Origin of the sequence: Streptomyces oryzae, assembly GCF_017676365.1 — a bacterium.
Lineage (GTDB): Bacteria > Actinomycetota > Actinomycetes > Streptomycetales > Streptomycetaceae > Streptomyces > Streptomyces oryzae.
Map to the genome: position 1 here is coordinate 20954 of NZ_JADKMA010000032.1, position 26446 is coordinate 47399.

Annotated in this window: 23 protein-coding genes; 13 read left to right on the plus strand and 10 right to left on the minus strand. The window is 69.3% G+C overall.

The features are described from left to right. Nucleotides 1-17: 17 nt before the first annotated feature. Nucleotides 18-1034: a DUF6397 family protein gene (locus tag ITI46_RS08935; RefSeq protein WP_247745694.1), complete on the minus strand. Its 1017-nt coding sequence runs from the start codon at nucleotides 1032-1034 to the stop codon at nucleotides 18-20. A gap of 81 nt (nucleotides 1035-1115) precedes the next feature. Beyond that, nucleotides 1116-1508, minus strand: coding sequence for a roadblock/LC7 domain-containing protein (locus ITI46_RS08940; protein WP_209238900.1), 393 nt, complete (start codon nucleotides 1506-1508; stop codon nucleotides 1116-1118). 179 nt (nucleotides 1509-1687) lie between these two features. Here ITI46_RS08940 and ITI46_RS08945 point away from each other — a divergent pair, with 179 nt between their 5' ends. Next, complete coding sequence (locus ITI46_RS08945; protein WP_209238901.1) at nucleotides 1688-2302, plus strand: class I SAM-dependent methyltransferase; 615 nt, start codon at nucleotides 1688-1690, stop codon at nucleotides 2300-2302. 63 nt (nucleotides 2303-2365) lie between these two features. On the opposite strand, the gene ITI46_RS08950 is transcribed toward ITI46_RS08945, so the two are convergent. Beyond that, the gene (locus ITI46_RS08950; RefSeq protein ID WP_209238902.1) at nucleotides 2366-3283 is read right to left on the minus strand and encodes an oxygenase MpaB family protein; all 918 of its coding nucleotides are present in this window, start codon (nucleotides 3281-3283) and stop codon (nucleotides 2366-2368) included. A gap of 134 nt (nucleotides 3284-3417) precedes the next feature. On the opposite strand from ITI46_RS08950, the gene ITI46_RS08955 reads away from it, so the two are divergent. Continuing rightward, nucleotides 3418-4203: a hypothetical protein gene (locus ITI46_RS08955; RefSeq protein ID WP_209238903.1), complete on the plus strand. Its 786-nt coding sequence runs from the start codon at nucleotides 3418-3420 to the stop codon at nucleotides 4201-4203. A gap of 98 nt (nucleotides 4204-4301) precedes the next feature. Here ITI46_RS08955 and ITI46_RS08960 read toward each other — a convergent pair whose 3' ends face one another. Further along, complete coding sequence (locus tag ITI46_RS08960; RefSeq protein WP_209238904.1) at nucleotides 4302-4484, minus strand: tail-anchor membrane protein; 183 nt, start codon at nucleotides 4482-4484, stop codon at nucleotides 4302-4304. Between the two features lie 246 nt (nucleotides 4485-4730). Between ITI46_RS08960 and ITI46_RS08965 the strand changes: the two genes are divergently transcribed. Together ITI46_RS08965 and ITI46_RS08970 are read left to right on the plus strand one after the other, a co-directional pair. Further along, on the plus strand, nucleotides 4731-7625 hold the full coding sequence (locus tag ITI46_RS08965) for an SCO1167/SCO6262 family helicase (RefSeq protein ID WP_209238923.1): 2895 nt from the start codon (nucleotides 4731-4733) through the stop codon (nucleotides 7623-7625). A 35-nt stretch (nucleotides 7626-7660) separates the two neighbouring features. Continuing rightward, entirely contained in the window at nucleotides 7661-8968 is a 1308-nt protein-coding gene (locus ITI46_RS08970) for an SWIM zinc finger family protein (RefSeq protein ID WP_209238924.1), read from the plus strand. A gap of 58 nt (nucleotides 8969-9026) precedes the next feature. On the opposite strand, the gene ITI46_RS08975 is transcribed toward ITI46_RS08970, so the two are convergent. Beyond that, complete coding sequence (locus ITI46_RS08975) at nucleotides 9027-9827, minus strand: SGNH/GDSL hydrolase family protein (RefSeq protein WP_209238905.1); 801 nt, start codon at nucleotides 9825-9827, stop codon at nucleotides 9027-9029. Between the two features lie 153 nt (nucleotides 9828-9980). Next, nucleotides 9981-10592: a hypothetical protein gene (locus tag ITI46_RS08980; RefSeq protein WP_209238906.1), complete on the minus strand. Its 612-nt coding sequence runs from the start codon at nucleotides 10590-10592 to the stop codon at nucleotides 9981-9983. A 277-nt stretch (nucleotides 10593-10869) separates the two neighbouring features. Between ITI46_RS08980 and ITI46_RS08985 the strand changes: the two genes are divergently transcribed. After that, nucleotides 10870-13929 carry a glycoside hydrolase family 2 TIM barrel-domain containing protein gene (locus ITI46_RS08985; RefSeq protein ID WP_209238907.1) on the plus strand — a complete coding sequence of 1020 codons (3060 nt, stop codon included), beginning with the start codon at nucleotides 10870-10872 and terminating at the stop codon, nucleotides 13927-13929. A gap of 113 nt (nucleotides 13930-14042) precedes the next feature. Here the strand turns inward: ITI46_RS08985 and ITI46_RS08990 are convergent, their stop codons facing one another. From ITI46_RS08990 to ITI46_RS09000, 3 genes are read right to left on the minus strand one after another with little or no spacing between them, the layout of a single operon-like run. Next, complete coding sequence (locus tag ITI46_RS08990) at nucleotides 14043-14864, minus strand: SAM-dependent methyltransferase (RefSeq protein ID WP_209238908.1); 822 nt, start codon at nucleotides 14862-14864, stop codon at nucleotides 14043-14045. Between the two features lie 56 nt (nucleotides 14865-14920). Continuing rightward, complete coding sequence (locus tag ITI46_RS08995; RefSeq protein ID WP_209238909.1) at nucleotides 14921-15157, minus strand: DUF397 domain-containing protein; 237 nt, start codon at nucleotides 15155-15157, stop codon at nucleotides 14921-14923. Between the two features lie 3 nt (nucleotides 15158-15160). After that, entirely contained in the window at nucleotides 15161-16033 is an 873-nt protein-coding gene (locus ITI46_RS09000) for a Sco1979 family transcriptional regulator (protein WP_209238910.1), read from the minus strand. A gap of 137 nt (nucleotides 16034-16170) precedes the next feature. Here ITI46_RS09000 and ITI46_RS09005 point away from each other — a divergent pair, with 137 nt between their 5' ends. The 5 genes from ITI46_RS09005 to ITI46_RS09025 all read left to right on the plus strand — a co-directional run bounded on the left by ITI46_RS09005 (nucleotide 16171) and on the right by ITI46_RS09025 (nucleotide 20548). Further along, complete coding sequence (locus tag ITI46_RS09005; RefSeq protein ID WP_209238911.1) at nucleotides 16171-16668, plus strand: ATP-binding protein; 498 nt, start codon at nucleotides 16171-16173, stop codon at nucleotides 16666-16668. Between the two features lie 183 nt (nucleotides 16669-16851). Continuing rightward, complete coding sequence (locus ITI46_RS09010) at nucleotides 16852-17670, plus strand: ABC transporter substrate-binding protein (RefSeq protein WP_372451878.1); 819 nt, start codon at nucleotides 16852-16854, stop codon at nucleotides 17668-17670. After that, the gene (locus tag ITI46_RS09015; protein WP_209238913.1) at nucleotides 17667-18446 is read left to right on the plus strand and encodes an amino acid ABC transporter permease; all 780 of its coding nucleotides are present in this window, start codon (nucleotides 17667-17669) and stop codon (nucleotides 18444-18446) included. The genes ITI46_RS09010 and ITI46_RS09015 overlap by 4 nt, the downstream gene beginning before the upstream one ends. A 41-nt stretch (nucleotides 18447-18487) precedes the next feature. Next, complete coding sequence (locus tag ITI46_RS09020) at nucleotides 18488-19369, plus strand: amino acid ABC transporter ATP-binding protein (protein WP_247745704.1); 882 nt, start codon at nucleotides 18488-18490, stop codon at nucleotides 19367-19369. A gap of 138 nt (nucleotides 19370-19507) precedes the next feature. Continuing rightward, nucleotides 19508-20548 (plus strand): sigma-70 family RNA polymerase sigma factor, encoded by a 1041-nt coding sequence (locus tag ITI46_RS09025; protein WP_209238914.1) that lies wholly within the window; start codon nucleotides 19508-19510, stop codon nucleotides 20546-20548. Between the two features lie 124 nt (nucleotides 20549-20672). Here ITI46_RS09025 and xylA read toward each other — a convergent pair whose 3' ends face one another. Continuing rightward, complete coding sequence (gene xylA, locus ITI46_RS09030; protein WP_209238915.1) at nucleotides 20673-21839, minus strand: xylose isomerase; 1167 nt, start codon at nucleotides 21837-21839, stop codon at nucleotides 20673-20675. A gap of 144 nt (nucleotides 21840-21983) precedes the next feature. Here xylA and xylB point away from each other — a divergent pair, with 144 nt between their 5' ends. The 3 genes from xylB (at nucleotide 21984) to ITI46_RS09045 (ending at nucleotide 25667) form a co-directional block, all read left to right on the plus strand. Next, nucleotides 21984-23435 (plus strand): xylulokinase, encoded by a 1452-nt coding sequence (gene xylB / locus ITI46_RS09035; protein ID WP_209238916.1) that lies wholly within the window; start codon nucleotides 21984-21986, stop codon nucleotides 23433-23435. Nucleotides 23436-23595: 160 nt separating this feature from the next. Then, the gene (locus tag ITI46_RS09040) at nucleotides 23596-24852 is read left to right on the plus strand and encodes an ROK family transcriptional regulator (RefSeq protein WP_209238917.1); all 1257 of its coding nucleotides are present in this window, start codon (nucleotides 23596-23598) and stop codon (nucleotides 24850-24852) included. Between the two features lie 158 nt (nucleotides 24853-25010). Continuing rightward, nucleotides 25011-25667, plus strand: a complete 657-nt coding sequence (locus ITI46_RS09045; RefSeq protein WP_209238918.1) for an N-acetylmuramoyl-L-alanine amidase — start codon at nucleotides 25011-25013, stop codon at nucleotides 25665-25667. The last annotated feature ends 779 nt before the right edge of the window (nucleotides 25668-26446 follow it).

Consider the following 26446-nt stretch of genomic DNA (forward strand, 5'->3'; position numbering starts at 1 on the left):
CTTGAGGGCGAGCCCGTTCACTGGGCGGGACGGGCTGCGGGCTTCGGCCTGCGGCGCCGCAGAAGGGACCAGCGCCTGCGGGACACCGGCGCCGCGGGCGGCCCCGCGACCGGCCGGGCGGTGTCCGGGCCAGGCCGCCCACTGGCGTCAGGAACCGGCTGGGCCGCGGGCTTCTCCTCCGGGGAGGGCGCCGTCCAGAACGTGGCAGGGGTGCCGCGGGCAGCTGTGGCAGCGACCGCGTCCGCGGCCCTGGCGGCCTCCAGGTCGGCGGCCAGCAGGCACCGGTACCAGCGGGTCTCCTCCTCCCCTTCGGCCAGGCACAGTTCCTCCAGAATGTCCCGGGTGGCCCCGGAGACGGGACGCACCTCGAGAAAGCACGGCCGCAGCTCCCTCAGTCGGGCCCGTTCTCCTGGGTCGGGCACGGCTTCGGCGAGGGTGGAGTCGGCCAGCACGCTCGCTCGTACCGCGGCGCGCTCCCAGAATCCGGCGGCCTCCCGCGCCAGCTGCCCCACGCGCTTCTCCCGCCAGCGACGGGCCCGGTGGTCGGTGCCGGCTGTCAGGCAGGCCCGCATCCCCGCAGGCAGGCGCCCGGTGAGCAGCGTCCGGTTGTTCTCCGCGAAATTCCGGAGTTCTTCGGCCAGATAGAGCCAGACCACCGTGCGATAACGGTTCACATAGAAGCTGACCGGACCAAAGCAGCCCGCCCTGGCCAGGCGCGCAAAACGGGACGGACTGATGTCCAGGAGCTCGGATGCCTCACCGGCTCCCATGACACGCAGCCGCTCCCGCAGCCCGCCCGGGAAGTCCGGCGCCGCCTTGACCCGCTCCAGTTCCTCACGTGGCACCCTGCGGGATCCTCCCCGCACCCCCGGCACGGTGCGCACCTCTTCGGTCTGCACTGCCAGCTCGAACTCCCTGGCCTTGAGCCCCAGCTCCTTCGCGGCCGTGCGCAGGGCCACGTCGGCCCCACTACGACTCAGCGCCGGCGCGCGGCGGTCCATGGGCTTTTGCATGTCGTCATCCCCCGTCGGCATTCGATTACCTTGCGTGAGAACGACGATAGCCCGCTGGCGCGATTCCCGCCGAGCCTGTGGATAACTCCGTGAAACCGCAGGTCAGTTGCTGTTCCGAGCGGCGAGCCCGAGGTGCTCACCGACGCGGTTGACCAACAGCGTCATCTCGTAGGCGACTTGGCCAATGTCCGCTTCCGCATCCGCGAGGACGCACAGGCAACTGCCATCCCCCGCTGACATCACGAAGAGAACTCCCTCATCGAACTCGATCATGGTCTGGCGCACCCGCCCGACCTTGAAGTGCTGACCTGATCCCTTGGCCAGGCTGTGCAGCCCGGAGGAGACCGCGGCCAGATGTTCCGCGTCCTCCCGCTCGAGATCGTGGCTGCTCCCCGTCACCAGCCCGTCGTTCGAAAGGACCAGCGCGTGCCGGACAGACGAGATCCGTTTCGTGAGGTCGTCCAGCAACCAGTCGAGTCCCGTGTTCAGTGCCACCACGCGCCCCCTTTTCCTCGGCCTCTGCCGTGCCACCCTTACCCACGAGAGCACGGTCAGCAACCATGAGGTCCAGTTCTGTTGCGCACAGTTACTCCTCTGTCGCGTCTGTAACAGCCGCATCGCGGAGCGATAGCGGGCTCCTCCGCGGCGAGGGCCCAGGCGCGACCATGGGGAGCATGACACACGATCTGGCAGACGACCGGGCCGCGGTCCGGGCATTCTTCGGTGAGCGGGCTCCCCGCTGGGACGCCCGCTTCCCCGATGACGGTCCCGCCTACGCCGCGGCCGTGCACGAAATCGGCCTGCGACCCGGTGACGTGGTACTCGACGCCGGGTGCGGCACCGGACGGGCGCTGCCCGAGCTGCGTACCGCTGTAGGCCCGGCCGGAACGGTACTGGGCGCCGATCTCACTCCGGAGATGCTGGACGAGGCCGCCCGTACGGGACGCGGCAAGGCGGCCACGCTGTTGCTCGCGGATGTCTCCCAACTGCCGTTGCAGAGCAGCTGTTTGGACGCCGTCTTCGGAGCCGGACTCATCTCCCACCTTCCCGGGCCGGAGAGCGGGCTGCGTGAGCTGGCCCGAGTCGTGCGTCCTCAGGGCCGACTCGCGCTCTTCCACCCGGTCGGCCGCGCCGCGCTGGCAGCCCGGCAGGGGCGGCAGACCAGCCCGGACGACATCCGCGCCGAGCCGCGCCTGCGCGCGCTGCTGGCCGCGACCGGGTGGCGGCTGGTGTCGTACGTGGACGAGGACGACCGGTATCTGGCGCTGGCGGAGCGGAGGCCGGAGTGATCAGGCCGTTGGGGTGACCCCAAGCGCCGGCGTGGCCCAGTGCCTCGGCCCTCAGGGGAGTTCCTACTGTTCCTGCTCACCTGGGGAGGCAAGCCGCACGGGACACGCCGGGCTCCCCGCGCCGCCCCCGGCAGGGAAGGTGCCCAGTTCGGAGATGCGGTAGCCCACCGGGTAACCGGGGTAGCCCTTGATCTCCGGGTTCTGCCGCGCGTAGTGCGGGCTGCGGCGGGGCGGCAGCAGTCGAACGCCCCGCGCCCGAAGCCGCAGCGCGCCTCGCGTCAGCCGACGGGAAAGAGGGCTGGGCTCGGCGTACTGGAAGGCCCGCAGAAGCGAGTCGTCCAGCAGCGCCAGGCTGGCACCGCGCACCAGCGGGGCGAGCGGGCGCGGATACCAGGAGGCCATCAGGTCGAGGGTGGCGTCGGAGACCTTCCGCGCCCCCTCGTCCCAGCCGAAGTGGGTCACCTCGTAGCCATCGAGGCAGCTCTCGTACTCCGCATAGCTGCCGGGAATATCCTTGATGCCCATATGGCGCCCAAGAGTGCTGTAGTAGTGGCTGACGGCCCGCAGTTCGTGGCCGGTGAGGCGACGCCAGCCGAAGGCGTCGAGCCAGCGTTTGGGCATGACCACAAAGGTGCACAGGACATAGCGCATGTCCTCGTTAGAGATGTCATAGGCACGGTGCATCTGGTTGATCCGGCGGATCGCGGTGCGTCCCTGCACGCTGTCGAAGCCGTGCTCGACGACGGCGTCCAGAAGGAGCGAGGTGTCGTCGTAGCGCTTCTGTGTGCGGTTGGTCAGCTCGGCGGTCCGGGCCAGCAGTCCGCCGATGCTGGGAACGGCATAGGTGCGGTACAGAGCGAGCTCGAGAGCGCGGGTGAAGTCCCACGGAAACTCGTAGGCGGCGATCAAACGGTAGATCTCATGCGAGTCCCCTTCGGGGTCGAGCTGGAGAATGTGCCTGAGCCGGTCGTACCGCCGCACGCGTGCCCCTCTCTTCGGATCCTGGCGTCTGTCACGGAGACATCTCAGCCGTCTGCCGCGGACACCTTCCGTCTGTTGCGGACGAGTTCCGGGGGCTATGGTCACCGAGATCCGCCAGGAAGGGGAGGTCACCGGTGGCTGCGGAAGAGGAAGATTCGCTCTATGTGCTGACTGCGGTGCTACTGACGCCTGCGCAGTTCCCAAGTGTGCTGGGGGACGACTACCCCGCAGCATGCGCCGTACTGGAACTGGAGCCCTATGCGGAGGGATACGGGCTCGTGCTGGGACAGGACGGTGCGGGTGCTCGCTGGACAGTGGTGACCGAGGACGTGACACAGGTGGCCTGCGCCATCGCCGCCTGGGACTGCGGCGTGGAGTCCGACCTGTCTCCGGACGAACGGGACGTGGTCACAGTGCTCCCGGGCTGGCCGCTGGCACTCGCCGTCTCCGCGCCGGGCCTGCCCGAGCCGCACGACCCTGCGCTGGAAGGCGAACTGGGCGGGATCGGCCCGGTTCTAGTACCCCCGGACACTTCCGACTGGGGCCCGGCACAGCGGCGGCTCGGCGCGGACGAAATAGCGCTCCAGTGGGCTCAGTGGCGGGCGCAGGCCGAGGACGACGTGGAGTTCGTGGAGTCGGGTGGAGAGCCGGACGAACAGGTGCGACGCGTCCTGGAGGAAGTACGGGGCTATCTGAAAACGCCCCCTCCACCGGGCCGGGTACGCTCTGCGTTCGCCTCGGGTGACGCCCGCACGCTCAGGGCCGACGGCCCCGGCTGGAGTGTGGTCGCCCGGACCGACGACATTGCTTTCGTTCTGCTGGACGAGGCTCCCGGCGAGATACGCACGGTGGGACGCGGCCGTGAACTGCCCCAGTTGCTGACCGCTCTCGACGGCATCGCACTGCGCCCCGCCGCGTGAAGGTCACACTGTCCCCACAGAGCGGCAGCACGATTCCGTAAGCCCACGCCACCCGGTGCCAGGCGCCTACCTGGGCCGGGGGCCGGGTCGGTGCGGCGCTAGCGGTTGAGCTCCTTACGCCTGACTCTGCGCAGCCTGCGCCGCTGCGAGGGGTCCAGTGCCAGATACGCGACTGTCGGCACGCCCACGATCACCAGCAGCGCGATCCAGAACGACGTCAGCCACCACAGGAGCAGCCCGACCGCCACCCCACCGACGGCGATCTTTGCTCGGTTGGTCATCTCGGTACCTCCTCCGCACCGGCGGCTCACCCGCTGCTGCCCAGTCCGGTGGCTCCGCCTCTCATTCCATTGAACGCCATTCGGACGCGGCAGGTTCCCTCCGCGCCATGGGAGGCGGATTCCCCGTCCCGGCCAGAGCGTCGCACCTCCGGCCGGACGTGAGGTACCCTCGACCGCTCCCGCTCACTAGTCAAATTTGAGGAATGCATCAGCACTGTGGCAGAGACCCTGGCAAGCACTTCCCGGATGTCCCAGCTCACCAATTGTGTGACCCTCTTCCTGCCCGCAGATCCACCACGCCGCTCCCGGATCGCCTTCCGGCATCCAGGGGGAGCCGTCGAAAGTCCCCGCGCGGAAGCCGTCGAGTTGGCCGTCGTCGTCCCGACTGACGACGGCGTGGAGACACGCACGGTGCCCGCGGTCACGCTCCCGGTAGCCGAGACCCTCCCGTTGCTCATCCGGGCCCATGCCGCACGCGAGGAGAGCGGCACAGACCCGACTGCGGCCTTCTGGGGCGCCGCCACGCTGCTCGCCCTGCGGCTGGCCGCCGAGGGCCGGCTGCTGCCGGGGGTGAGCCCCGCCGGCTTTGACGCCTGGCGGCTGGGTCCGCTCACGGCCGAGGACAGCACCACGCTGGCCGACCTTGCCGCCGCGATGCCCCCGGAAGCCCATGCCGTACCGCTCCCCGGAACCGACCCGGTCCGGATGCCGGAACCGCGCCCTCTGGTGCGAGCTTTTCTGGACGCCATCGCCGACGGTCTCCCCCGTACTCCCGCCGCGCCTCTGGCAGCTGGGGCGCCGGCCTTCGCCGGTGAAGAGCCGCTCTCCGTGCCGGAGCTGCAGGAATGGGCCGCCGACATCTCAGCAGGGATCGACGCCGGAATCCGGCTGTCGCTGCGGATCGAAGTCGACGGTCTGTCCCTGTCCGATGACGACAGTGGGCGCGGCCGGAACGAACGGAACGCAGGGCACGCGCCCAGGTTCCGGGGCGTGCTCCAACTGCACGCGCCCGACGACAGCTCACTGATCGCCGATGCCGCCGAAGTGTGGGCAGGCACGTCACCCCTAGCGGAGCGGTTCGGGTCACGGGCGCGTACGGACGCGCTGCTCGCACTGCGCCGGGCTGCTGCCGCCTGGAGTGCGCTCACCCCGCTGCTCACAGCGGCGGTGCCGGACGCGGTCGAGCTCGCCGACGAGGAAATCGCGGAGCTGCTGGGCGCCTCCGTCCCGCGCGCCCTGGCGGCAGCAGGCGTCCAGGTGCACTGGCCGCGCGAGTTCGCTCGTTCGCTCACCTCCCGGGCCGTGATCGGCCCAGGGGACGAGGAGGACCGGCCCGACGGGAGCGGCCAGGGCCGGAACAATCCGCAGCTGCCCTCCCAGCTGTCCCCGGACGCACTGCTGCGCTTCGACTGGCGGTTCGCCGTCGGCGACCAGGAGGTGACCCGTGCCGAACTCGACCAGTTGGCTGAAGCCGGGCGGCCACTGGTACGGCTGCGCGACCAGTGGGTGCTCATCGACCCGCAGCAGGTACGGGCTGCACGGCAGTGCGAGGACCACAAGGTGGGCACTCTCGAGGCGCTGAACGCAGTGCTCACAGGAGCCGCGGAGCGGAACGGTGAGCGCGTCGAGGTCGAGGCCACCGGGTGGCTGGAAGCTCTCCGGGAACGGCTGTCCGATCCCGAGCGCCGCGAAGAGCCTCCGCTACCGCCACCCGCCGAGCTGAGGGCGACGCTGCGGGACTACCAACTGCGGGGTCTGGACTGGCTGCACCGGATGACCTCGCTGGGTCTCGGCGGCTGTCTGGCCGACGACATGGGTCTGGGCAAGACCATCACCCTGATCGCGCTCCACCTGCGCCGGCAGCACACGGAGGCTACTGCGGGGCCGACGCTTGTGGTGTGCCCCGCCTCTTTGCTGGGCAACTGGCAGCGGGAGATCGAACGGTTCGCCCCGGACACGCCCGTACGCCGCTTCCACGGCCCGGGCCGCTCCTTGGAGGGGCTACGCGAGGGTGAGTTCGTACTGACCACCTACGGCACGATGCGACTGGACGCCGCCCGGCTGGTCCCCGGAGACGGCGAGGCGTGGGGCATGGTCGTCGCGGACGAGGCCCAGCACGTCAAGAACCCCTTCGCGGCCACCGCCAAGGCACTGCGCACGTTCCCGGCACGGGCGCGGGTGGCACTGACGGGGACACCGGTCGAGAACAACCTCTCGGAACTGTGGGCAGTCCTCGACTGGACCACCCCGGGGCTCCTGGGCCGGCTGGGCACGTTCCGCAGGCAATACGCCGACGCTGCCGAAGGCGGCGATCCGGTGGCTGCCGAGCGGCTGGCCCGGCTCGTGCGACCGTTCCTGCTGCGGCGGCACAAGACGGACCCCGGAATCGCCCCCGAGCTGCCCCCCAAGACGGAGACCGACCGGGCGGTCGCGCTGACGACCGAGCAGGCGGGGCTGTACGAGGCGGTGGTGCGGGAGAGCCTGGAAGCACTGCGCGGGACCGCCGGGTTCGAACGGCGCGGCCTGGTGGTCAAACTGCTCACTTCGCTCAAGCAGATCTGCAACCACCCGGCGCAGTACCTCAAGGAGAGCGACGGACGGCTGCCGGGACGCTCCGGCAAGCTCGAACTGCTCGACGAACTGCTCGACACTCTCCTCGCGGAGGAGGCGAGTGTGCTCGTCTTCACACAGTACGTACAGATGGCGCATCTGCTGGAACGTCACCTGGCTGCCCGTGGAGTGCGGACCCAATGCCTGCACGGCGGTACACCAGTCGTCCAGCGCGAGGAAATGGTCCGCCGCTTCCAGGAAGGCGCCGCACCGGTGTTCCTGCTCTCTCTCAAAGCGGCCGGGACAGGGCTCAACCTCACCCGGGCGAGCCATGTCATCCACTACGACCGCTGGTGGAACCCCGCGGTCGAGGCCCAGGCGACCGACCGCGCCTACCGCATCGGACAGACGCAGCCCGTCCAGGTCCACCGGCTCATCACGGAGGGCACGATCGAGGACCGTATCGCCGACATGCTGCAGCGCAAACAGGCCCTCGCGGACGCCGTGCTCGGCTCGGGGGAGACCGCCTTGACGGAGCTCACGGACACCGAGCTGGCCGAGCTCGTCGAGCTGCGGAAGGTGGAGCGTTGAACGAGTACGGCAGGACGTACGAGGAGGGCGCCGGGATGGACGGGAGCGGTGCCGGTGATCGCGAGCGAGTGTTCGCGCCGCCGCCTCCCACCCACGGTCGCGGCTTCGCGCGCACCTGGTGGGGTCAGACATGGCTGAAGGCGCTGGAGGAGACAGCGCTGGACGGCAAACAGCTCCGGATGGGCCGCCGGTTCGCCCGGCAGGGAGCCGTTGGCGCTGTTTCCGTCCGCCCTGGCCGGATCACCGCCGTGGTGCTCGGATCCGACCGGACACCGTGCCGGGCCGATGTGCTGCTGCGCGAGCTCGATGAGCACGAGTGGGACCGGTTGCTGGAAGTGATCGTCGAACAGTCCGGCCATATCGCCGCCCTACTGGACCGCGATATGCCGCCCCGGCTGGTGGAGGACGCAGCGGACGTCGGTCTGGAACTGCTGCCGGGCATCGGTGATCTGGACCCGGAGTGTGCCTGCGGAGCATGGGACCACTGTCCGCACACCACCGCGCTCAGCTACCAGATGGCGCGAGTGCTGGACGAGGATCCGTTCGCACTGCTGCTGATGCGCGGCCGTGGGGAAGGCGAACTGCTGGACGCGCTACAGGAGCGCAGTTCGGCAAGAGCTGTGGCGAAGAGTGCCGGCCTCGCACCAGCTGCAGCGAACGGGAAGGAAGAGCCGGAGGGGGTGGACGCGGCGGAGGCGTTCGCTCTGGGGATGCTGCTGCCACCGCTGCCCGAGCCACCCTCCCCTGCGCGCGAGACGGGACAGATCGCCCCTATGGAGAGCGCTGTTTGTGACGCACCGGGCCTGGATGTCGACGCGCTCTCCTTCCTCGCCTCGAACGCCGCCGCAACGGCTCGCCGCATGCTCGCGGGGGCCGTCTCCCCAGGACACGGCGCCAGGACGCACTCCGGGCCGCTGACGGCATGGGAGGACGCCGTGCGGCTCGCGGCCGCCCGTCCCAGTCCTGCAGTGGCCGCACGGCTCGCGGAGGGGTGCGGGCGTACGGAGACTGAGCTGGAGGTCGCCGTTCGCGCCTGGGAGTTCGGTGGTGCCGAGGCGCTCACCGTGCTGGAGGAGGGCTGGTCGCCGTCGCCCGAGGCGCTCCGGCAGGCAGCCGAACTGCTCGACCTGGCATGGGGCGAGGAGGAGACCCGTCCGACGCTGCGGGCCTCGGGTGCGCGTTGGACGGCAGTGGGGACCGATGCCCAGCTGCGTTACGGTCCGGACGGCCGGTGGTGGCCCTACCGCAGGAGGCGGCGCTCCTGGTGGCCTGCAGGCGGCCCGGAACGGGATCCGGCAGCCGCGCTGGCGGTCGCGCTCGCGGAGGGCGCCGGAGCGGCCTGAACGCGCCTGTGCCGCCGCCCTCGCGAGCAGGGTGGCGGCACAGCGTGTTTGTGTCCCGTCAGGCGAGGCCGTCCATGACCGGGAGGTAGCCGCCGGACTGACCAGCGGCAGTGGGGTGGTAGGACTCGTCCACCGGGAAGGTGACGCTGTGCAGCCACTCGTCGCCCGAGCAGATCTCATGTCCCGAGAAGGCGGGGCGCACGTCGCCGAAGCTGAAGCCGTGGTCCGCGGCGCGCTTGGCGGTGACATCGTTCAGATCGTCCGAGGCGGCGTTGATCGCCTCGCGCGACTTCTCGCTGATGCCCACCACGCAGTCGCCGCCGAGCTTGTAGATGTGGGGGTAGCCGAGCACGACGACCTTTGCCGAGGGCGCCTTCTGTGTGATGGCGCTGTAGACGCTGTCGAGCTTGCCGGGCAGCGTGCTGTTGATGTAGTCGCGGGCCTCCTGTATGCGCGCCAGGCAGGCACTCTCGCCTTGGGTCACGCAGGTCGTCATGGCGTCGGCGAACCCGGCGTCGTTCCCGCCGACGCTGATGCTCACCAGACCCGTGGAGGAGTTGAGGGGGCCGAGCTGGCCTGCGAGCACGTCGTCGGTACGGGCGCCCGAACAGGCTGTGAAGTCGAACGACGAGGGGGAGTTGGCGGCGCTCCAAAGCTTCGGGTATGCGTTGGCGCTCCGCTTGCAGTCGCCTCCCTCGTAGTCGTCGGCCCCCACTCCGGAGGAGTAGGAGTCGCCGAGAGCGACATAGCCGGTGGCGGCGGTCTCTTCGGCGGACGCGGTCGCGGCGCCGGTGAGGGAGGAGAGTCCGAGGAAGACGACGACGGCGGTGGCCGTGGACGCCCATCTGCGCTGCTTCATGGGGCCTCTCAGGGATAGGCACGGAAGGAACAGCTGTCACATCGATCGCGGCGGATTTACCCCGTCACCGATGCGTCCATGCCAATCCGGGAGGCCCAACTACGCGCGGAGACCGTCGTGTTGGGACACCAGGGGAGCGCGCTCCCCTACTGATCACGCCAGGGGCTTGGACAGTTTCTTTCCCTTGCCCGCCGTCAGGCTGCAGATGACATAGCTCAACCCCGTGCCGGCGTTCTTCGCCTTCGGATAAGAGATGAGCGTTCCGCCCACCGTGCCACTCGGCTGCTTGGCTGCTTTGTCCCGCAGCACGGTGCGGCACATCGAGTCCGCCTTGCGCCGCACGGCATCGTCGGTCGTATAGCTGCCTGAGAGCCTCTTCCTGCTGACCACCTCGGCGTCGTGCGACTTGTCGCAGTCGCGGGTCACCACGGCACCCTCGCGCTCCTTGGAGCGGTCGTAGCAGTCGCCCTTGCGCAGCAGGAAGGAGGGCAGCGGCACATCGCTGGGACTCTCGTCGGGGTCATCGGACGGCACATCGTCGTCCTCCCCCGGCGACGGGAAGTCGGTCTCCCCGCCGTCCTCCGAGGGCTCCTCGGAGGGCTCCCCGGTCGGCTCGCCGGACTCGTCGGAGGGTGAGGGCGACTGTCCCGTCGTGGGCTTCTTGTCGGCGGAGTCACTGGTGTCCGAGTCGCCCCGGGTCAAGTAGAGGACAGATGCGGTGATGAGTGCGAGTGCAACCACTGCCGCTGCGGCAACAGCGGCCACGGCCTTCCCCCTGTTGCGCTCCGGTGGCGGAGGCGGCCAGCCACCGCCGGGCGCCGGTGAGCCCAGACCGCCGGACCCAGGAGGCCCGAATCCACCCGGCGGCCCCGGTGGAGGCGGCGGGGTGCCAGGGGGCGGCTGGTTCGGCGGTGGTGGGATCGTCATGCCCATCACTGTGTCATGTCGCGCTCACCCTGAGCATTCAGGTTTTCAAATAGGCATGCTCAAGCGCCGGTTGGTGGGAGGAAACAACAAGAAGCAACAGAATCCGAGGAGATGAATGAGCACTCCCCTGTCGGCCGGCCGACCTCGACCCTCCGCTCCTCCGCCGCCCGTGCCGTACTACGAGAACGTCTCCCCGGGATCCGGCTGTCTGCCCCCGCGCGCGTGGGCACCGGGGTCGGACGCGCGCCGCCTCACACTGTCCGGCTGCGCGTGGAAGTTCCGCCTCTCCCCCGCCGCGGATCTGCACAGCGACGCGTTCGCCGACCCGGACTACGACGACACCCAGTGGGCCGAACTTCCCGTTCCCTCGCACTGGGTGCTGCACGGACACGGCTCACCCGCCTACACGAACGTCCGCTACCCCTTCCCCGTGGACCCGCCTCGCGTTCCGGACGAGAACCCGACAGGCGACCACCGGCACGTCTTCGATCTGCCGGACGGCTGGCCGCTGCCTCCTGGTGACACGGAAACCGCATCGAACGCCTCCTCGGCCGAATACGCCGAGGAGACGCTGCTGCGCTTCGAGGGAGTGGAGTCGTGCGCACGGGTCTGGCTGAACGGACACGAACTGGGAATGTTCCAGGGCTCCCGGCTGCCGCACGAGTTCGCCGTCGGGGCACTGCTGCGGCCCCGCGGTAACGTGCTGGCCATTCGTGTGCACCAGTGGTCCGCCGGAAGCTATCTGGAGGACCAGGACATGTGGTGGCTGCCGGGCATCTTCCGGGACGTCACCCTGTTGCACCGTCCGGCCGGGGCAGCGCGAGACCATACTGTGCACGCCGGATACGACCACACCACGGGCCGCGGCACACTGCGCGTCGAAAGCGACCCGCCCGGGGTGGTCACCGTTCCGGAGCTGGGCTGGGAACTGCGCACCGGCGAGACGGCAACCGGTCAGGTCGAACCATGGACCGCGGAGTCTCCTCGGCTCTACGACGCCGAGCTGACGGTCGGCGACGAGCGGATCGCCCTGCGAATCGGGTTCCGCACCGTGATGATCGAGAACGGGCTCTTCAAGGTCAACGGCCGCAGGGTGCTGCTGCGCGGTGTCAACCGGCACGAATTCCACCCCGAGAGCGGACGCGTGGTGGACCACGAAACCATGCGCCGCGACCTGGTGATGATGAAGCAGCACAACATCAACGCCGTACGCACCAGCCATTACCCGCCGCATCCCGCATTCCTCGACCTGTGCGACGAACTGGGGCTGTGGGTGGTGGACGAATGCGACCTGGAGACACACGGTTTCGTGGAACTCGGCGACGCACGTAATCCGGTGAACGATGAACGCTGGACCCCCGCCCTGCTCGATCGCGCGGCCCGCATGGTGGAACGGGACAAGAACCACCCCTCCGTCGTCATCTGGTCGCTGGGCAACGAGTGCGGAGCCGGTGCGGGGCTCACCGCGATGGCCCGCTGGATCCGGCAGCGCGACCCCTCCCGGCCCCTCCACTACGAGGGCGACCACAACTGCCCGGACAGCGACTTCTACTCACGGATGTATCTGCCGCACGCGGGGGTCGAACTGGTGGGGCAGCACAAGGAACCCGCACTGGACGATCCCGAACAGGACACCAGCCGTCGATCGCTGCCGTTCATTCTGTGCGAGTACGCACACGCCATGGGTAACGGACCAGGCGGACTGAGCGAGTACCAGCGGCTCTTCGAGACGTATGAGCGCTGCCAGGGCGGCTTCGTATGGGAATGGATCGATCACGGCCTGGCGCAGCGCACCGAGGACGGCCGGACCTGGTTCGCCTACGGGGGCGACTTCGGCGAGGAGGTGCACGACGGGAACTTCGTGTGCGACGGGCTCGTCTTCCCCGACCGAACACCATCGCCCGGCCTAGTCGAGTACAAGAAAGTGATCGAGCCCGTCAGGATCGGTCCTGGCGCGGCGCCGGGCAGCGTCCTGGTCACCAATGAGCACGATTTCGCCGATCTATCCCACCTCGCTCTCGAGTGGTCGTACGAGATCGAGGGCGAGCAGGTGAGCGGCGGCATGCTGCCACTGCCCGAGGGGCCCGTGCCACCAGGAAGCTCCGTGGAACTGCCGCTGCCCTCCCCGCCGGAGACGGTGCGGGCCGGCGAGGGCTGGTGGACCGTGCGCGCGGTCCTCGCCCACCGGACCGCCTGGGCCGACCGCGGGCACCCGGTCGCCTGGGGACAGCTCCGCGCTGCCGAGCCGGAGTACCCGCCGGCTGCCACGCTCCCCTCGGCCCCCGCGTCGCCACGCCGCCATGAAGCTCCAAGCAGCCCGGAGAACGGCGGGAGCGGCAGTGGACGGGTCCACCTGGGGCCGGCGGTCTTCGCGGCCGACAGCGGTGCCCTGCTGCAACTCGGCAGCATTCCTCTCCAGGGGCCGAGGCTGGACGTGTGGCGGGCGACCACGGACAACGACGACGGCGCGCCCTTCCAGCCGGACGTGCGTCACGGTCCGCTGTGGCGCCGTCATGGTCTGCACCGGTTGCGCCATAGGACGGACAGCGTGCAGGTGACCCCCGACGCGCTCGTCGTACACGCCCGGGTGGCTCCTGCCGCCTCCTCGCTGGGCCTGCGCACCGTCTACCGGTGGACAGGGACCGCCGAGCGGCTGCGGCTCACCGTGACAGTCGAACCGGAGGGCGACTGGAACTTCCCCCTGCCCAGGCTGGGGGTGCGACTGGGACTGCCGCAAAGCTACGGCCATGTGAGGTGGTTCGGCGGAGGACCTGGCGAGGGCTACCCGGACACCAAGGCAGCAGCGCGCGCCGGGTTGTGGCGCAGCAGCGTGGAAGCGCTCCAGACGCCGTACGTACGCCCCCAGGAGAACGGCGCACGGCCGGATGTCCGCTGGGCCGAGCTGACCCAGAGCCCTGAGGGGCCGGGATTGCGGATCGAGTCCGACGGAGCCACTTGCTGGTTCACAGCGCGCCGCTGGACGACCGAGCAGCTGGATGCCGCCCGGCACACCACCGACCTGGTCGCAGGGGAGACGGTGTGGGTCAACCTCGACCATGGGATGCACGGCATCGGCTCCCAGTCGTGCGGGCCAGGGGTTCTGCCGCAGCACCAGCTCACCGCTGAGCCGGCGGAGTTCAGGTTCACCTTCCTGGAGGCCGCCTCCTCAAAGTGAGCACAGGGCGCGGAGCGCAGCAGGCGGGCCGGTGACTGTCACCGGCCCGCCTGGTTCGTGCATCGCGCCAAGGCTCGCCTCACGCTGGCTTCCGCCTCACGCCGGCTTCCGCTTCACGCGGATGCGCGCTTGACGCCAACGCCGCCGTAGCCCATGTGCTTCTTGAGGCTGTCGCCTTCGGGCACCGGCCCGTCCGGCCGCCACAGCGGCAGCTGGACCAGACCGGGATCCAGCAGTTCGAAGCCGTCGAAGAAGACGGAGATCTCGCCCCCTGTGCGCCACTGCGCGCTGGAGGTGGACTCCTCGTTGTAGACCTTCTCGACCTTGCCGAAGCCCTCGCTGTCGTTGAAGTCCGGAGTCGCGTGACTGAGGATCAGATGACTTCCGGCGGGCGACCGTTCGGTCAGCGTGTGCACGATGCCCCGCGCGTCCTCGGCGTCGGTGATGAAGTGGAGCACCGCGAGCAGCATCAGCGCGACGGGCTCGTCGAAGTCGATGAGCTCCTTGGTGACCGGATGATCGAGGATTCCCGCAGGATCGCGGATGTCGGCGAGCACGAAACCGGCGTTGCCGGAGTTGGTCAGCTTCGCTCCCGCGTATGCCGCCACGATCGGATCGTTGTCCACATAGGCCACCCGCACCTCCGGATCCACCTGCCGGGCCACCTCGTGGGTGTTCGGCGAGGTGGGGATCCCGGTGCCGATGTCGATGATCTGACGGATACCGCTGTCGACGACCGTTCGCACGGCGCGGTGCATGAAGTCACGGTTGCTGCGGGCCGTGATACCCACGTCCGGCAGGGCAGCGAGGACTCTGTCCGCCGCGTCCCTGTCGGCCTCGTAGTTGTCCTTTCCCCCGAGGTAGTAGTCGTACATCCGGGCCGGGTGCGGCCTGGTGGTGTCTATCTGTTCCGGGCTGAAACCAGCCTCCGACACGTGCTTTCTCCATCTCGTCGGTCGGTCCGGACGGGCCTGCGCCGTCCGGTGCTGTCTCAGGCGACCAGGAAGTCGGCTTCCCCCGCCTTGGCCGCCTGGATGAAACCCGAGATGTCACTCCGGCTGCAGATGAGCGCCGGGCCGTCGGGATCGGTGGACTGGCGCAGTGCGACCCGGCCGTCTGCGAGCTTGAGCGCCTCCACGCAGCTGCCGCCGTTGCCTCCGCTCCAGGGCTTGCGCCAGCCCTCGCTGCCCAAGTGTGCGGCGGGCATCCCGTTGTAGATACGACCCATGGTTCAGATCTCCTTGCGCAGTGCACTCAGGACCGCCCGGGTCCGCACCAGCGGCACGGCCTGGGCGCTCATCCGGTCCAGTGCCTCGAGGAACACGCTGACGTCGTCGCGCTGGTCGAAGTAGACCGCACCTACAAGGCTCTCGGCGCACACCATGTCGGGCAGTTCGTCGAGAGGGAACCGGAAAAGGTGGAAGGGGCCGTACATGGCCGGATGCGGACCCGCACTGAAGGGCATGATCTGCAACGCCACGTTCGGCCGCTCGGTGACCTGTATGAGGTGGTCGATCTGCTCACGCATCACCTCGGGAGAGCCGAGCGGGCGCCGCAGGACCGTCTCGTCGATGACGGCCCACAACAGCGGAGGGTTGGTCTCCCTGGTGAGCACCGTCTGACGCTCCATACGCAGCGCCACGCCTCGTTTGATCTCGGCCTCGGGCGCATGCGGCATGCCGGCGCGCAGCACCGCCCTCGCGTAGCTCTCCGTCTGCAGCAAGCCGGGCACGTAGTGCGGCTCGTAGGCGCGGATGACCTCGGACTCGCTCTCCAGGCTCACGAAAACGCTGAACCACTCGGGCAGCACATCGCGGTACCGGTGCCACCAGCCGGGCTGGTTCGCCTCCCGGGCGAGCGAGACAAAACCGTCGATTTCGTCCGGCTCGGTCACCCCGTAGGTGCGCAGCAGTTTCTCCACATAGGGGACCTTGAGACCGACCTCAGCCTTCTCCATCCGGCGGATGGTGGCGTGAGTGACGTCGAGGGCTCTGGCCGCCTGCTCGAAGGTCACTCCCGCGCTCTCACGCAGGTGCTGGAGTCGCTTGCCCAGCACCACACGCAGCACGGTCGGCGCCGCACCGCCCGTCCGTGAGTCCGCCACAGCCGCTCCCCTCCAACTGACTTCGGTACGAGGAAGTTTGGCATGTGCCAGGGCTCAAGCACACCCTGTCAAACACAATTCTGCAATTTACAGATTGATCCTTGCCATACGCGAGTGACGAACCGCATAGTGGAGCCGTGGCTGCCCCCCATGACGCCCTGCCTTTAGAACACCGGCTTGATGGCGCGCCGACGACCCGTCCGCTGCGCGACGCCTTCCATCTGCCGGCCCGCGACACCTCTGTGGCCCTCGCACGCGCGCGTGTGCTGGAGAGACTGCGCGAGTGGTACGTCGACGACGAGTCCAACGCCGACGCCCAGCTCCTGATGTCCGAGCTGTTCACCAACGCTGTGCGCCACACGGACAGCGAGAAGGTCAGCTGCGAGCTATGGGTGATCGGTGTGCGGCTGCGGCTCGAAGTGGCGGACGAAGGCGGCGGCAACTCGGTCATGCGCGTGGAGGACGCGGACCGCGGCCGCTCCGGTGACGCAGAACGCGAGAACGGGAGGGGCCTGCTGCTGGTGAGCGTCCTCGCCGACGACTGGGGCATACGCAAGGCCCGCACGGGTGGCCCCGAGGGAGTGACGGGGCACGCCGTGTGGGCCGAGCTGGAATGCCACCGAACGCACGGCTGACACCGGACGCGCGGGCTGCCCCTGGCACCGGACGCCCGGGCGGCTCGGACAGGCCGTCGGCAGCGGACACACAACTGACACCAAACGCACGGCTGACATCGCTTCGCACCGATGGCAGGATGCACGGCATTTACCGACCATGATCGGGCTCCTTTGCCGACCTGTCCCCCTCGTGGAGGCGCTGTGTCCGCACGATCCGCGCGCAAGCGACAGCACCGGATATCCCTCACGGCGGCGGTGACGGCCGCACTGCTGACGGCCGTCACCGCCTGCTCCAGCACCAAGACCTCCGGCACGGGAGGTGACGAGGTACAGCTGGTGACCGCGGGCAAGCTCACCACTTGCACCCACCTTCCGTACGAGCCCTTCCAGTTCAAAAAGGGCAAGAAGATCGTCGGGTTCGACGTCGACTTGGTCGATCTAGTCGCCAAGGACCTCAAGGTCGAGCAGAAGATCGTGGACACCCCCTTCGAGGGCATCCAGTCCGGCGAGGACCTGAACGCCGGCAAGTGCGACCTCGCCGCAGCGGGCATGACCATCACGCCCGTCCGCGAGAAGAACCTCGATTTCTCCGCCCCCTACTTCGATGCCACTCAGGCCCTGCTCACCAAAAAGGGCAAGAAGTACAACTCCCTCAAGGACCTCAAGGGCAAGAAGCTGGGTGTCCAGCAGTCCACCACGGGCGAGGAGTACGCCAAGAAGCACGCCAAGGGTGTCACCACCCGCCAGTACGAGGACGTGGGCCTGCTGCTGACCGCCGTCAAGACCGGCCAGGTCGACGCGGGCATCAATGACAACGGTGTGCTCTACGACTACGCCAAGAAGAACCCGGACACCGAGGTCACCACGGAGTTCGACACCGGCGAGCAGTACGGAATAGGTGTGCGCACCGGGAACGACGCTCTGCGCAAGCAGATCAACAAGACACTCAAGAAGGCCAAGGCCGACAAGCGTTACGACAAGATCTACAAGAAGTGGTTCGGCACGGAGCCCAAGAAGTGACCCGCCGCAACCGCACCCTGGCCGTCCGCACCGCCCAGTACGCCGTCCTCCTGATCGTCGTCCTGGTCTTCGCTCTCGCCGCCGACTGGGGCGAGTTGCGGCGCGCGTTCTTCGACATCGAGGTGGCCAAAGAGCAGTTCCCGGACGTCGTGACGACCGCGCTGGTCAACACGGTTGTCTACACGGTGCTCGGCTTCACTTTCGGACTGGCGCTGGGCCTGCTGCTGGCGCTGATGCGGCTGTCGCAGGTGCTGGCGTACCGCTGGCTGGCCGTCGCCTACATCGAGTTCTTCCGAGGCGTACCGGCACTGCTGGTGTTCATCTCGCTCGGTTTCGGCGTACCGCTGGCCTTCCAGGTGTCCATCAACCAGTACGTGACGGTGATGCTGGCGCTGGGTCTGGTGGGCGCGGCCTATATGGCGGAAACGATCCGCGCGGGCATCCAGGCGGTCCCCAGAGGACAGACGGAGGCGGCACGCTCCCTGGGCATGTCACCGGCCAGGGCGATGGCCTCCATCGTCATCCCGCAGGCGTTCCGCATCGTGCTGCCGCCGCTGGCCAACGAGCTCATCCTGCTCACCAAGGACTCCTCGCTCGTCTATCTGCTCGGCCTGTCGATGGACCAGTACGAGCTGGCCAAGTTCGGCAGGGACGCTCTCAACCAGCACCGCAGTCTCACTCCGATCCTTATCGCGGGGCTGTTCTATCTGGCCATCACGCTGCCACTGGGCCACCTGGTGCGCCGCCTGGAGGCCCGTACGGCGAAGGCGAGGTGACCGAAGTGAGCGAGGCGAGCGACACGAACAACACATCCGCCATGAAGGGAACGAACAAGACGAACGGAACGTCCGGCGATCGGGCGGCGGCCATCGAGGTCAGGGGGTTGCGGAAGTCGTTCGGCGAGCTGGAGGTGCTCCGCGGCATCGACATCACCGTGCGGCGCGGAGAAGTGGTCTGTGTCATCGGCCCGTCCGGCTCGGGAAAATCGACACTGCTGCGCTGTGTGAACCTGCTGGAGGAACCGACGTCCGGCACGGTGCGTGTCGCCGGTTCCGAGGTCACCGATCCGGAGGTGGACATCGACCGGGTCCGGCGCCGTATCGGCATGGTCTTCCAGGCGTTCAATCTCTTCCCTCATCTGACGGCGCTGGGCAATCTGACCATCGCGCAGCGGCGGGTGCTGGGGCGCGGCAAAACGGAGGCCGAGGAGGTGGCCCGGCGCAATCTGCGCCGGGTGGGGCTGACGGAAAAGGAGGCCAGCTACCCCGCCCAGCTCTCCGGCGGCCAGCAGCAGCGGGTGGCCATCGCCCGGGCCCTGTCCATGGGCCCCGATCTGATGCTGTTCGACGAACCGACCTCAGCGCTGGACCCGGAGCTGGTCGGGGATGTGCTGGCCGTGATGCGGGGGCTGGCCGACGACGGGATGACGATGCTGGTCGTCACCCATGAGATGAGCTTCGCCCGGGAGGTCGCGGACCGGGTGATCTTCATGGACGACGGGATCGTCGTCGAGGAGGGCTCTCCGGACCAGGTGGTGGGCGATCCGCAGCACGCACGCACCCGCGCCTTCCTCTCCCGGGTGCTCGATCCGGCGGCCGCCGAGGTGCTGGAGGGAGAGCCTCCGCCAGGGCCCCAGCCGGAAGGGGGCCACCAGGAGAAACGGGGCCATCAGGAGGTGCCCAAACAACAGCCCCGGTAGTCACCGCCGCGCGGGACGGCTCCGTCCGCCATGCTGGAGGAGCAGGCTGTCAGACCCGTGCTCTACATTCACTCTCACCGACGACGAGTGTTTCGCCGGTGCCGTTGGGTGACCGGAGCATTACGAAAGGCAAGAACCATGGCAGACAGCCCCCGCACGGCGGACACTCCTGTAGAGCAGCCCCTCGGTAGCGCCGACGAGCTCCTGGAGCAGGCGAAGCCGTACCGCAACGAGTTGCTGGCGCACTGCTATCGGATGCTGGGCTCGGTGCACGACGCCGAGGATCTGGTGCAGGACACCTATCTGCGCGCGTGGCGGGCCGGCGATCGCTTCGAGGGCAGATCCTCGCTGCGGACCTGGCTCTACCGGATCGCCACCAACGCGTGTCTGACAGCGCTCGAGCAGCGTGGCCGCCGCCCCATGCCCTCGGGCCTCGGCGCGCCCAGCGACGACCCCGAGCGCCCGGTGACCGAGTCCCCGGAGGTGCCGTGGCTGGAGCCGATCCCGGATGCGATGTTCTCGGGTTCCTCCGGGCCGTCGGACCCGGCATCGGTGGTGGTGAACCGCTCGTCGATGCGGCTGGCGCTGGTGGCCGCCCTCCAGCACCTCCCGACCCGGCAGCGCGTCGTCCTGCTGCTGCGGGACGTGCTCAAATGGCGGGCTGCCGAGGTCGCCGAGCTGCTCGGCACGACGACGGCGAGCGTGAACAGCGCCCTGCAGCGGGCCCGCGCGCAGCTGGAACAGGCGGCGCCGGTCGAGGAGGAACTGACCGAGCCCACCGACCCGGCAGCCCGGGAGCTGCTGGACCGGTACGCAGCGGCGTTCGAGCGCTCCGACGTGACGGCTATCGTGGACCTCTTCAAGGAGGACGCCGTCTGGGAGATGCCTCCCTTCCCGCAGTGGTTCCGCGGCCGGGAGAGCATCGTGCGGCTCATCGGCGCCCAGTGCCCCATCGGACGCGACGAGGGCCTCATGCTGCCGACCTCGGCCAACGGGCAGCCCGCCTTCGGTCTCTACAACCTGCGCGAGGACGGCATCTACCGGCCGTTCCACCTCCAGGTGCTCACGCTGCTCGACGGGCAGGTCGCACATGTGGGGGCGTTCTTCGGGGACGGCCTGTTCGCGACGTTCGGTCTGCCGGCTCAGCTGAGTGCCGAGGAGGCGGCCGCACGACGCTGAGTCACCGCGCCGGCACCGGGGCGCCGTGGTGACAGCGGGTCACCGCGGCGACGCCGAGCCGTCTGGGCGGGCACTGAGACCCTGGGCGGGCGCTGAAGCCACCGTTCGGGGCGGAAGGCGCTGCTCAGACTCCCAGGAGGTGGTCCATGGCCAGCTGGTCGAGGTGTTCGAAGGCCATGCCACGCTTGGCCGCCGCCTCGACGTCGAAGTCCTCGTAGGCCGTGCGGTCGGCCAGCAGCGCGCTGGGGGTCTCATCCGGCTCCAGCGTCGGCCGGGTGAGCTCATCCAGCCGGGAAACCCGCAGTGCCTCCTGGACGGCCGGGTCGGCGCGGAAGGCGGCGGCGCGCTCGCGCAGGATGAGGTAGTTGCGCATACAGCCCGCCGCAGAGGCCCACACACCAGCCGTGTCCTCGGTGCGCGGCGGCTTGAAGTCGAAGTGGCGCGGCCCCTCGTAACCCCCGCTCTCCAACAGATCGACCAGCCAGAACGCGGCCCGCAGATCTCCCGCGCCGAACCGCAGGTCCTGGTCGTACTTGATGCCGGACTGGCCGTTGAGGTCCAGGTGGAAGAGCTTGCCCGCCCACATGGCCTGGGCGATGGCGTGCGGGTAGTTGAGCCCGGCCATCTGCTCGTGTCCGACCTCCGGGTTGACGCCGAAGAGCTCGGGACGTTCCAGGCGTTCGATGAAGGCGAGGGCGTGGCCCACGGTCGGCAGGAGGATGTCGCCGCGCGGCTCGTTGGGCTTCGGCTCCAGGGCGAAGCGCAGGCCGTAGCCCTGTTCGGTGACGTACTCGGCCAGCAGGTCGAAGGCTTCCTTCATCCGGTCGAGTGCCGCCCGGATGTCCTTGGCGGCGCCTGATTCGGCGCCTTCCCTGCCGCCCCAGGCGACGTAGGTGTGCGCGCCCAGTTCGGCGGCCAGGTCGATGTTGCGCATCGTCTTGCGCAGCGCGAAGCGCCGCACGTCGCGGTCGTTGGCCGTGAACGCGCCGTCCTTGAAGACAGGGTGGGTGAAAAGGTTCGTCGTCGCCATGGGCACCGTCATGCCAGTGGCGTCGAGGGCCTGGCGGAACCGCTTGACATGTGCGTCCCGTTCTCCTTCAGGGGCGCCGAACGGGATGAGATCGTCGTCGTGGAAGGTGACTCCGTAGGCGCCGAGTTCGGCGAGGCGGTGCACCGACTCGACCGGGTCGAGCGGCGCCCTGGTGGCGTCTCCGAACGGGTCCCGGCCCTGCCAGCCCACCGTCCACAGGCCGAAGCTGAACTTGTCCGCCGGTACGGGCTCGTAGCTCATCCTGCCGTTCCTCTCCCGCGCACCTCCCGCGCACCGTGGCCCTTGTGCGAACGCACAGGCACCACGACGCGCGGCTATTCGTCATGGCCGTTTACAAATTAGTATGCGCACACCATCGGCAGCGAGGGAAGGGAGCGGCAGTCCATGACCGCACCAGAAGGCCCGTTCGTCATCGGGGTCGACAGCTCGACCCAGTCCACCAAGGCCCTCGTGGTGGACGCCGCGACCGGCCAGGTGGTCGCCCGGGGTCAGGCCCCGCACACCGTCTCCCCTGGCGACCGCCGCGAGACGGACCCGGAGGAGTGGTGGCAGGCGCTCCGCACCGCGGTGGGACAGTGTGGACGGGCCGCGAGCGAGGCCGCGGCGGTCTCTGTCGCGGGCCAGCAGCACGGCCTGGTCACCCTCGACGCCGCAGGTCGCCCGGTGCGCCCGGCGCTGCTGTGGAACGACGTACGCTCCGCCCCCCAGCGCGACCGCCTGGTGGCCGGACTCGGCGGCCCCAAGACGTGGGCCGAACGCGTGGGCAGCGTGCCCGCACCGGCCTTCACCGTTACCAAATGGGCCTGGCTGAGGGAGAACGAACCGGAGGCCGCACGGTCGACCTCAGCCGTGCGGCTGCCGCACGACTTCCTGACCGAGCGCCTGACGGGCCGGCCGGGCACCGACCGGGGCGACGCCTCGGGAACCGGATGGTGGTCCTCGGCGACGGAGTCCTACGACGAAGAGATCCTGCGCCTCGCCGAACTGGACCCGGCACTGCTGCCGCCCGTGCTGGGCACCGGAGAGGCCGCGGGCACGGTCCGGGAGACGGAGGACGGCTTCCTCACGGCAGGCACACTGGTGGCCACCGGCACCGGGGACAACATGGCCGCGGCACTGGGCCTGGGCCTGCTGCCGGGACAGCCGGTGCTCAGCCTCGGCACCTCAGGCACCGTGTACGCGGCCGCCGACCGCCGCCCTGCCGATCCCACGGGGACCGTCGCGGGCTTCGCAGACGCCCACACCGGCTGGCTGCCACTGGCCTGCACCCTCAACTGCACCCTGGCGGTGGACCGGGTGGCCGCGCTGCTCTCCCGGGACCGCGAGGACGTGGAGGCGGGCGGGCGCGTCACCGCACTGCCCTTCCTCGACGGCGAGCGCACCCCTGACCTTCCGTACGCCACCGGACTGCTGACCGGACTCCAGCAGGCCACCACCGGCGGCCAGGTGCTCCAGGCTGCCTACGACGGCGCCGTCTTCGCACTGCTGCGCGCACTCGACCTCGTCCTGGCCGAGAACGGGGGCACCAGCAGTGCGGCACAGGACGCACCGCTGCTGCTGATCGGCGGAGGCGCCAAGGGGACGGCCTGGCGTGAGACAGTGCGGCGGCTGTCGGGGTGGCCCGTGCAGGTTCCCAGGGCCCAGGAGTTGGTTGCGCTGGGAGCCGCGGCCCAGGCCGCGGGTCTGCTGCTGGGAGAGGACCCCGCGTCGGTCGCCCGCCGCTGGGGCACCACGGAGGGTGCCTCGTACGACCCGGTCGAACGCGACGACGCCACACTGAACCGGCTCGCGGGCACTCTCGAGGACGCGGGGGCGCTGCTCGGGAGACGGCCGTGAACGGGTAGTAGCCGCAAAAGTTCTCTCGACGCAGCGCTCTTCAACGCAGCCTCCATTGAACGCAGCGTTCTTTCGGCGCAGCTTCCAGCAACGCAGCACACCCTCGACGCAGCAGTTCTTCTCACACCACAGCCTCGTTCGCCTCAGAAGGAGCCTGCCCATGGCAGCCCAAGCGCCCAGCTCCCAGCGGGAGATACGCAGGCGCAATCTGTCACGCGTGCTGCACGCGGTGGCCGAGCAGGGACCCTCCTCCCGTGCGACCGTTGCGGCACAACTGGGGCTGACCCGTACGGCGGTCTCGACGCTCGTCGACGAACTGCTGCGCAGCGGCCTGCTCGTCGAACAGGGGCCTACACCGCCCGGTGGTGGGCCCGGCCGTCCCGGCACCGCGCTCGCGCTCACCGACCGTGGACCGTGCGGGCTGGGCGCGGAGATCGGGGTGGACCATCTCGCTGTCTGCGCAGTCGATATGCGCGGCCAGGTGCGCGCCCGCGGGGAGATCGAGTCCGAGGGCAGGAACAGCGCGCCGGGTCCGGTGCTCATCCGGTTGCAGCGGCTGGTGGACGAGGTGACCGTGCAGGCCCACGACTTGGGCCTGAGGCCGGCTGCCCTCGCGGTCGCGGTGCCCGGACTGGTCGCCCGGGGAACGTCGCGCGTTGTGCACGCCCCCAACCTGGGCTGGCACGACACGGAGATCGCACCCGCACTCGCGGAGCCAGGAACGGAGGCAGTACCCCGGACCGGGGCACGTGCGACCGACAAGCCGCTGCCACTCATCGTCGACAACGAGGCCAACCTGGGCGCGCTCGCCGAACTGTGGCTGGACCCCAGCAGGGTCCCCCGCGACTTCGTGCACGTCTCGGCGGAGGTCGGCATCGGGGCCGCGGTCGTACTCGACGGCGAACTGCTGCGTGGCAACCGAGGATTCGCGGGTGAGATCGGGCATGTGCCCGTTCGGCCGGACGGGCCCAGGTGCGCCTGTGGGGGCAGGGGCTGCCTTGAGCAGTACGCGGGCGAACTGGCGCTGCTGGACGCAGCGGGGATCACCGCGGACGGCCCCAGGGACGCCGCCCTCGCCGCGCTTCGGGAGCGCGCGGCATCAGGGGATCGCCGGGCACTGCGGGCGCTGGAGAAGGCCGGGACAGCGCTGGGGCTGGCGCTTGCCGGGACAGTCAACCTGCTCGACCCCAGCGCCCTGGTGCTGGGCGGCGTCCTGGCCCGGTTCGCCCAGTGGCTGCAACCGTCGCTGGAGCGGGAACTGAGGGAGCGTACGGCGGCACCGGGCGCTCCGCCCGAACTGCTCGTCTCCGGGCTGGGCGCGGACGGACCGCTGTTGGGCGCTGCCCATGCTGCTGTGCGCGAGGTACTGGACGATCCACTGTCGTACCAGGCCACCAAAGAGGGGATAAGTAACTGAGCAGTGGGTGTCTGCTGCTGGAGCGGCCACTGGTCGGTCCAATGGCACACTCCGACGGCTCTTGGCAGCCCTCCAGGCGGCTGCCATCATCAACGCGCGTCAACTCGCGCTGTACGTGCCCCCATTCCCTCCACCTCTTCCCCCCACTGGGAGACACGATGGACTCAGCACGCCAGTACCACGCATCCGCACAGTCACGCTCGCACCTCCCCTCACGTCGCGCACTGCTGCGCGGCGGGGCGGGCTTCACCCTCGCCGCAGGTCTTGCCGGCGCCTCACTCATTTCGGGCGGAGCAGCGGTGGCCCGCTCCAGAGGCCCGCTGGACGTCGACTACCCCAAAGCCGAGTGGGTCCCCGCATCCACCTCCAACTACACGAACGCGAACCGGCCGGCGCAGTACCCGATCGAGCTGGTGATCATTCACGTCACCCAGGAGTACTACGACGACACGCTGGCCATCTTCCAGAACCCTGACAAGGCGGTTTCCGCGCACTATGTGGTGCGTTCCGCGGACGGCCATGTCGCCCAGATGGTGCGGGAGAAGAACGTCGCATGGCACGCGGGGAACTGGGACTACAACACCCGCAGTGTCGGAATCGAGCACGAAGGGTGGATCGACCAGCCGGACCAGTGGTTCACGGAAGAGATGTACAAGGCTTCGGCCGCAGTGACGGCCGACATCTGCCGACGCAACAACATTCCGGTGGACCGCCAACACATCATCGGCCACAACGAGGTACCGGGGACCGATCACACCGACCCGGGCGCGTACTGGGACTGGGCGCACTACATGGAGTTCGTCAAGGCCCAGTAGGCGGACCACTCGCGGGCCCGGAAACCGGCCGACCGGGCCCGCGTGGCCCCCGTGGGCGCTTCGCGATCCTTACGCCGCGGTAGTGGTACGCGTATGCGAGAGCGCTAGCATGGGGCGGCGACTCGACAGACGTCTGCCATACGCCAGTTCGGGCGCCGGGGTGACCCGACACCCGAGCACTTCAACCCATCGTGTGACTACCGGCCGGAACGCTTCTGCCCGGGACACGATCCCTTCCATCCTCACCATGTGGGACGACGGAACAGCGGGCAGGAAGACAACCGGAGCAACAGCCGGAGCAGACGGCAGAAGCTGACTGCGGCAGCACTCACGTGTGCAGCGCTCGGCACAGCGGCGGGAACAGCTGTCGTGGCCACCTCCACGGACGCCGCACAGCCGAAGGACCAGCGCGCATCAGTCGCTCTGACGGCAGCGCGGCTGCCGACGGGTGCCCCTCAGCCGGGCGTGGCGCACCCCGATACGGCGGGGCCGCCGCACCCCGATACGGCTCAGGGCACGCCGGCGCCACCAGTAACGGCCTCCACGGCTTCGGAGTCCGCCGCCCCCGGCCACACTCCCGCCCTTATTTCGCGTCCAGCAACGGCGGCGCCGTCTCCGCACCGCTTGACTGCCGCACAGCGGCCCGCCCCGGACGCCGATGCCGACCTTTCCGTCAACACAGGCGGCACTCACTTAAACGCAGCAGCCGGACGAGGCAACGGCTGTCCGGGGGCTTCGTTGACCGTGCACACCGCGGACGGCGTCGATCTGCACCTCTC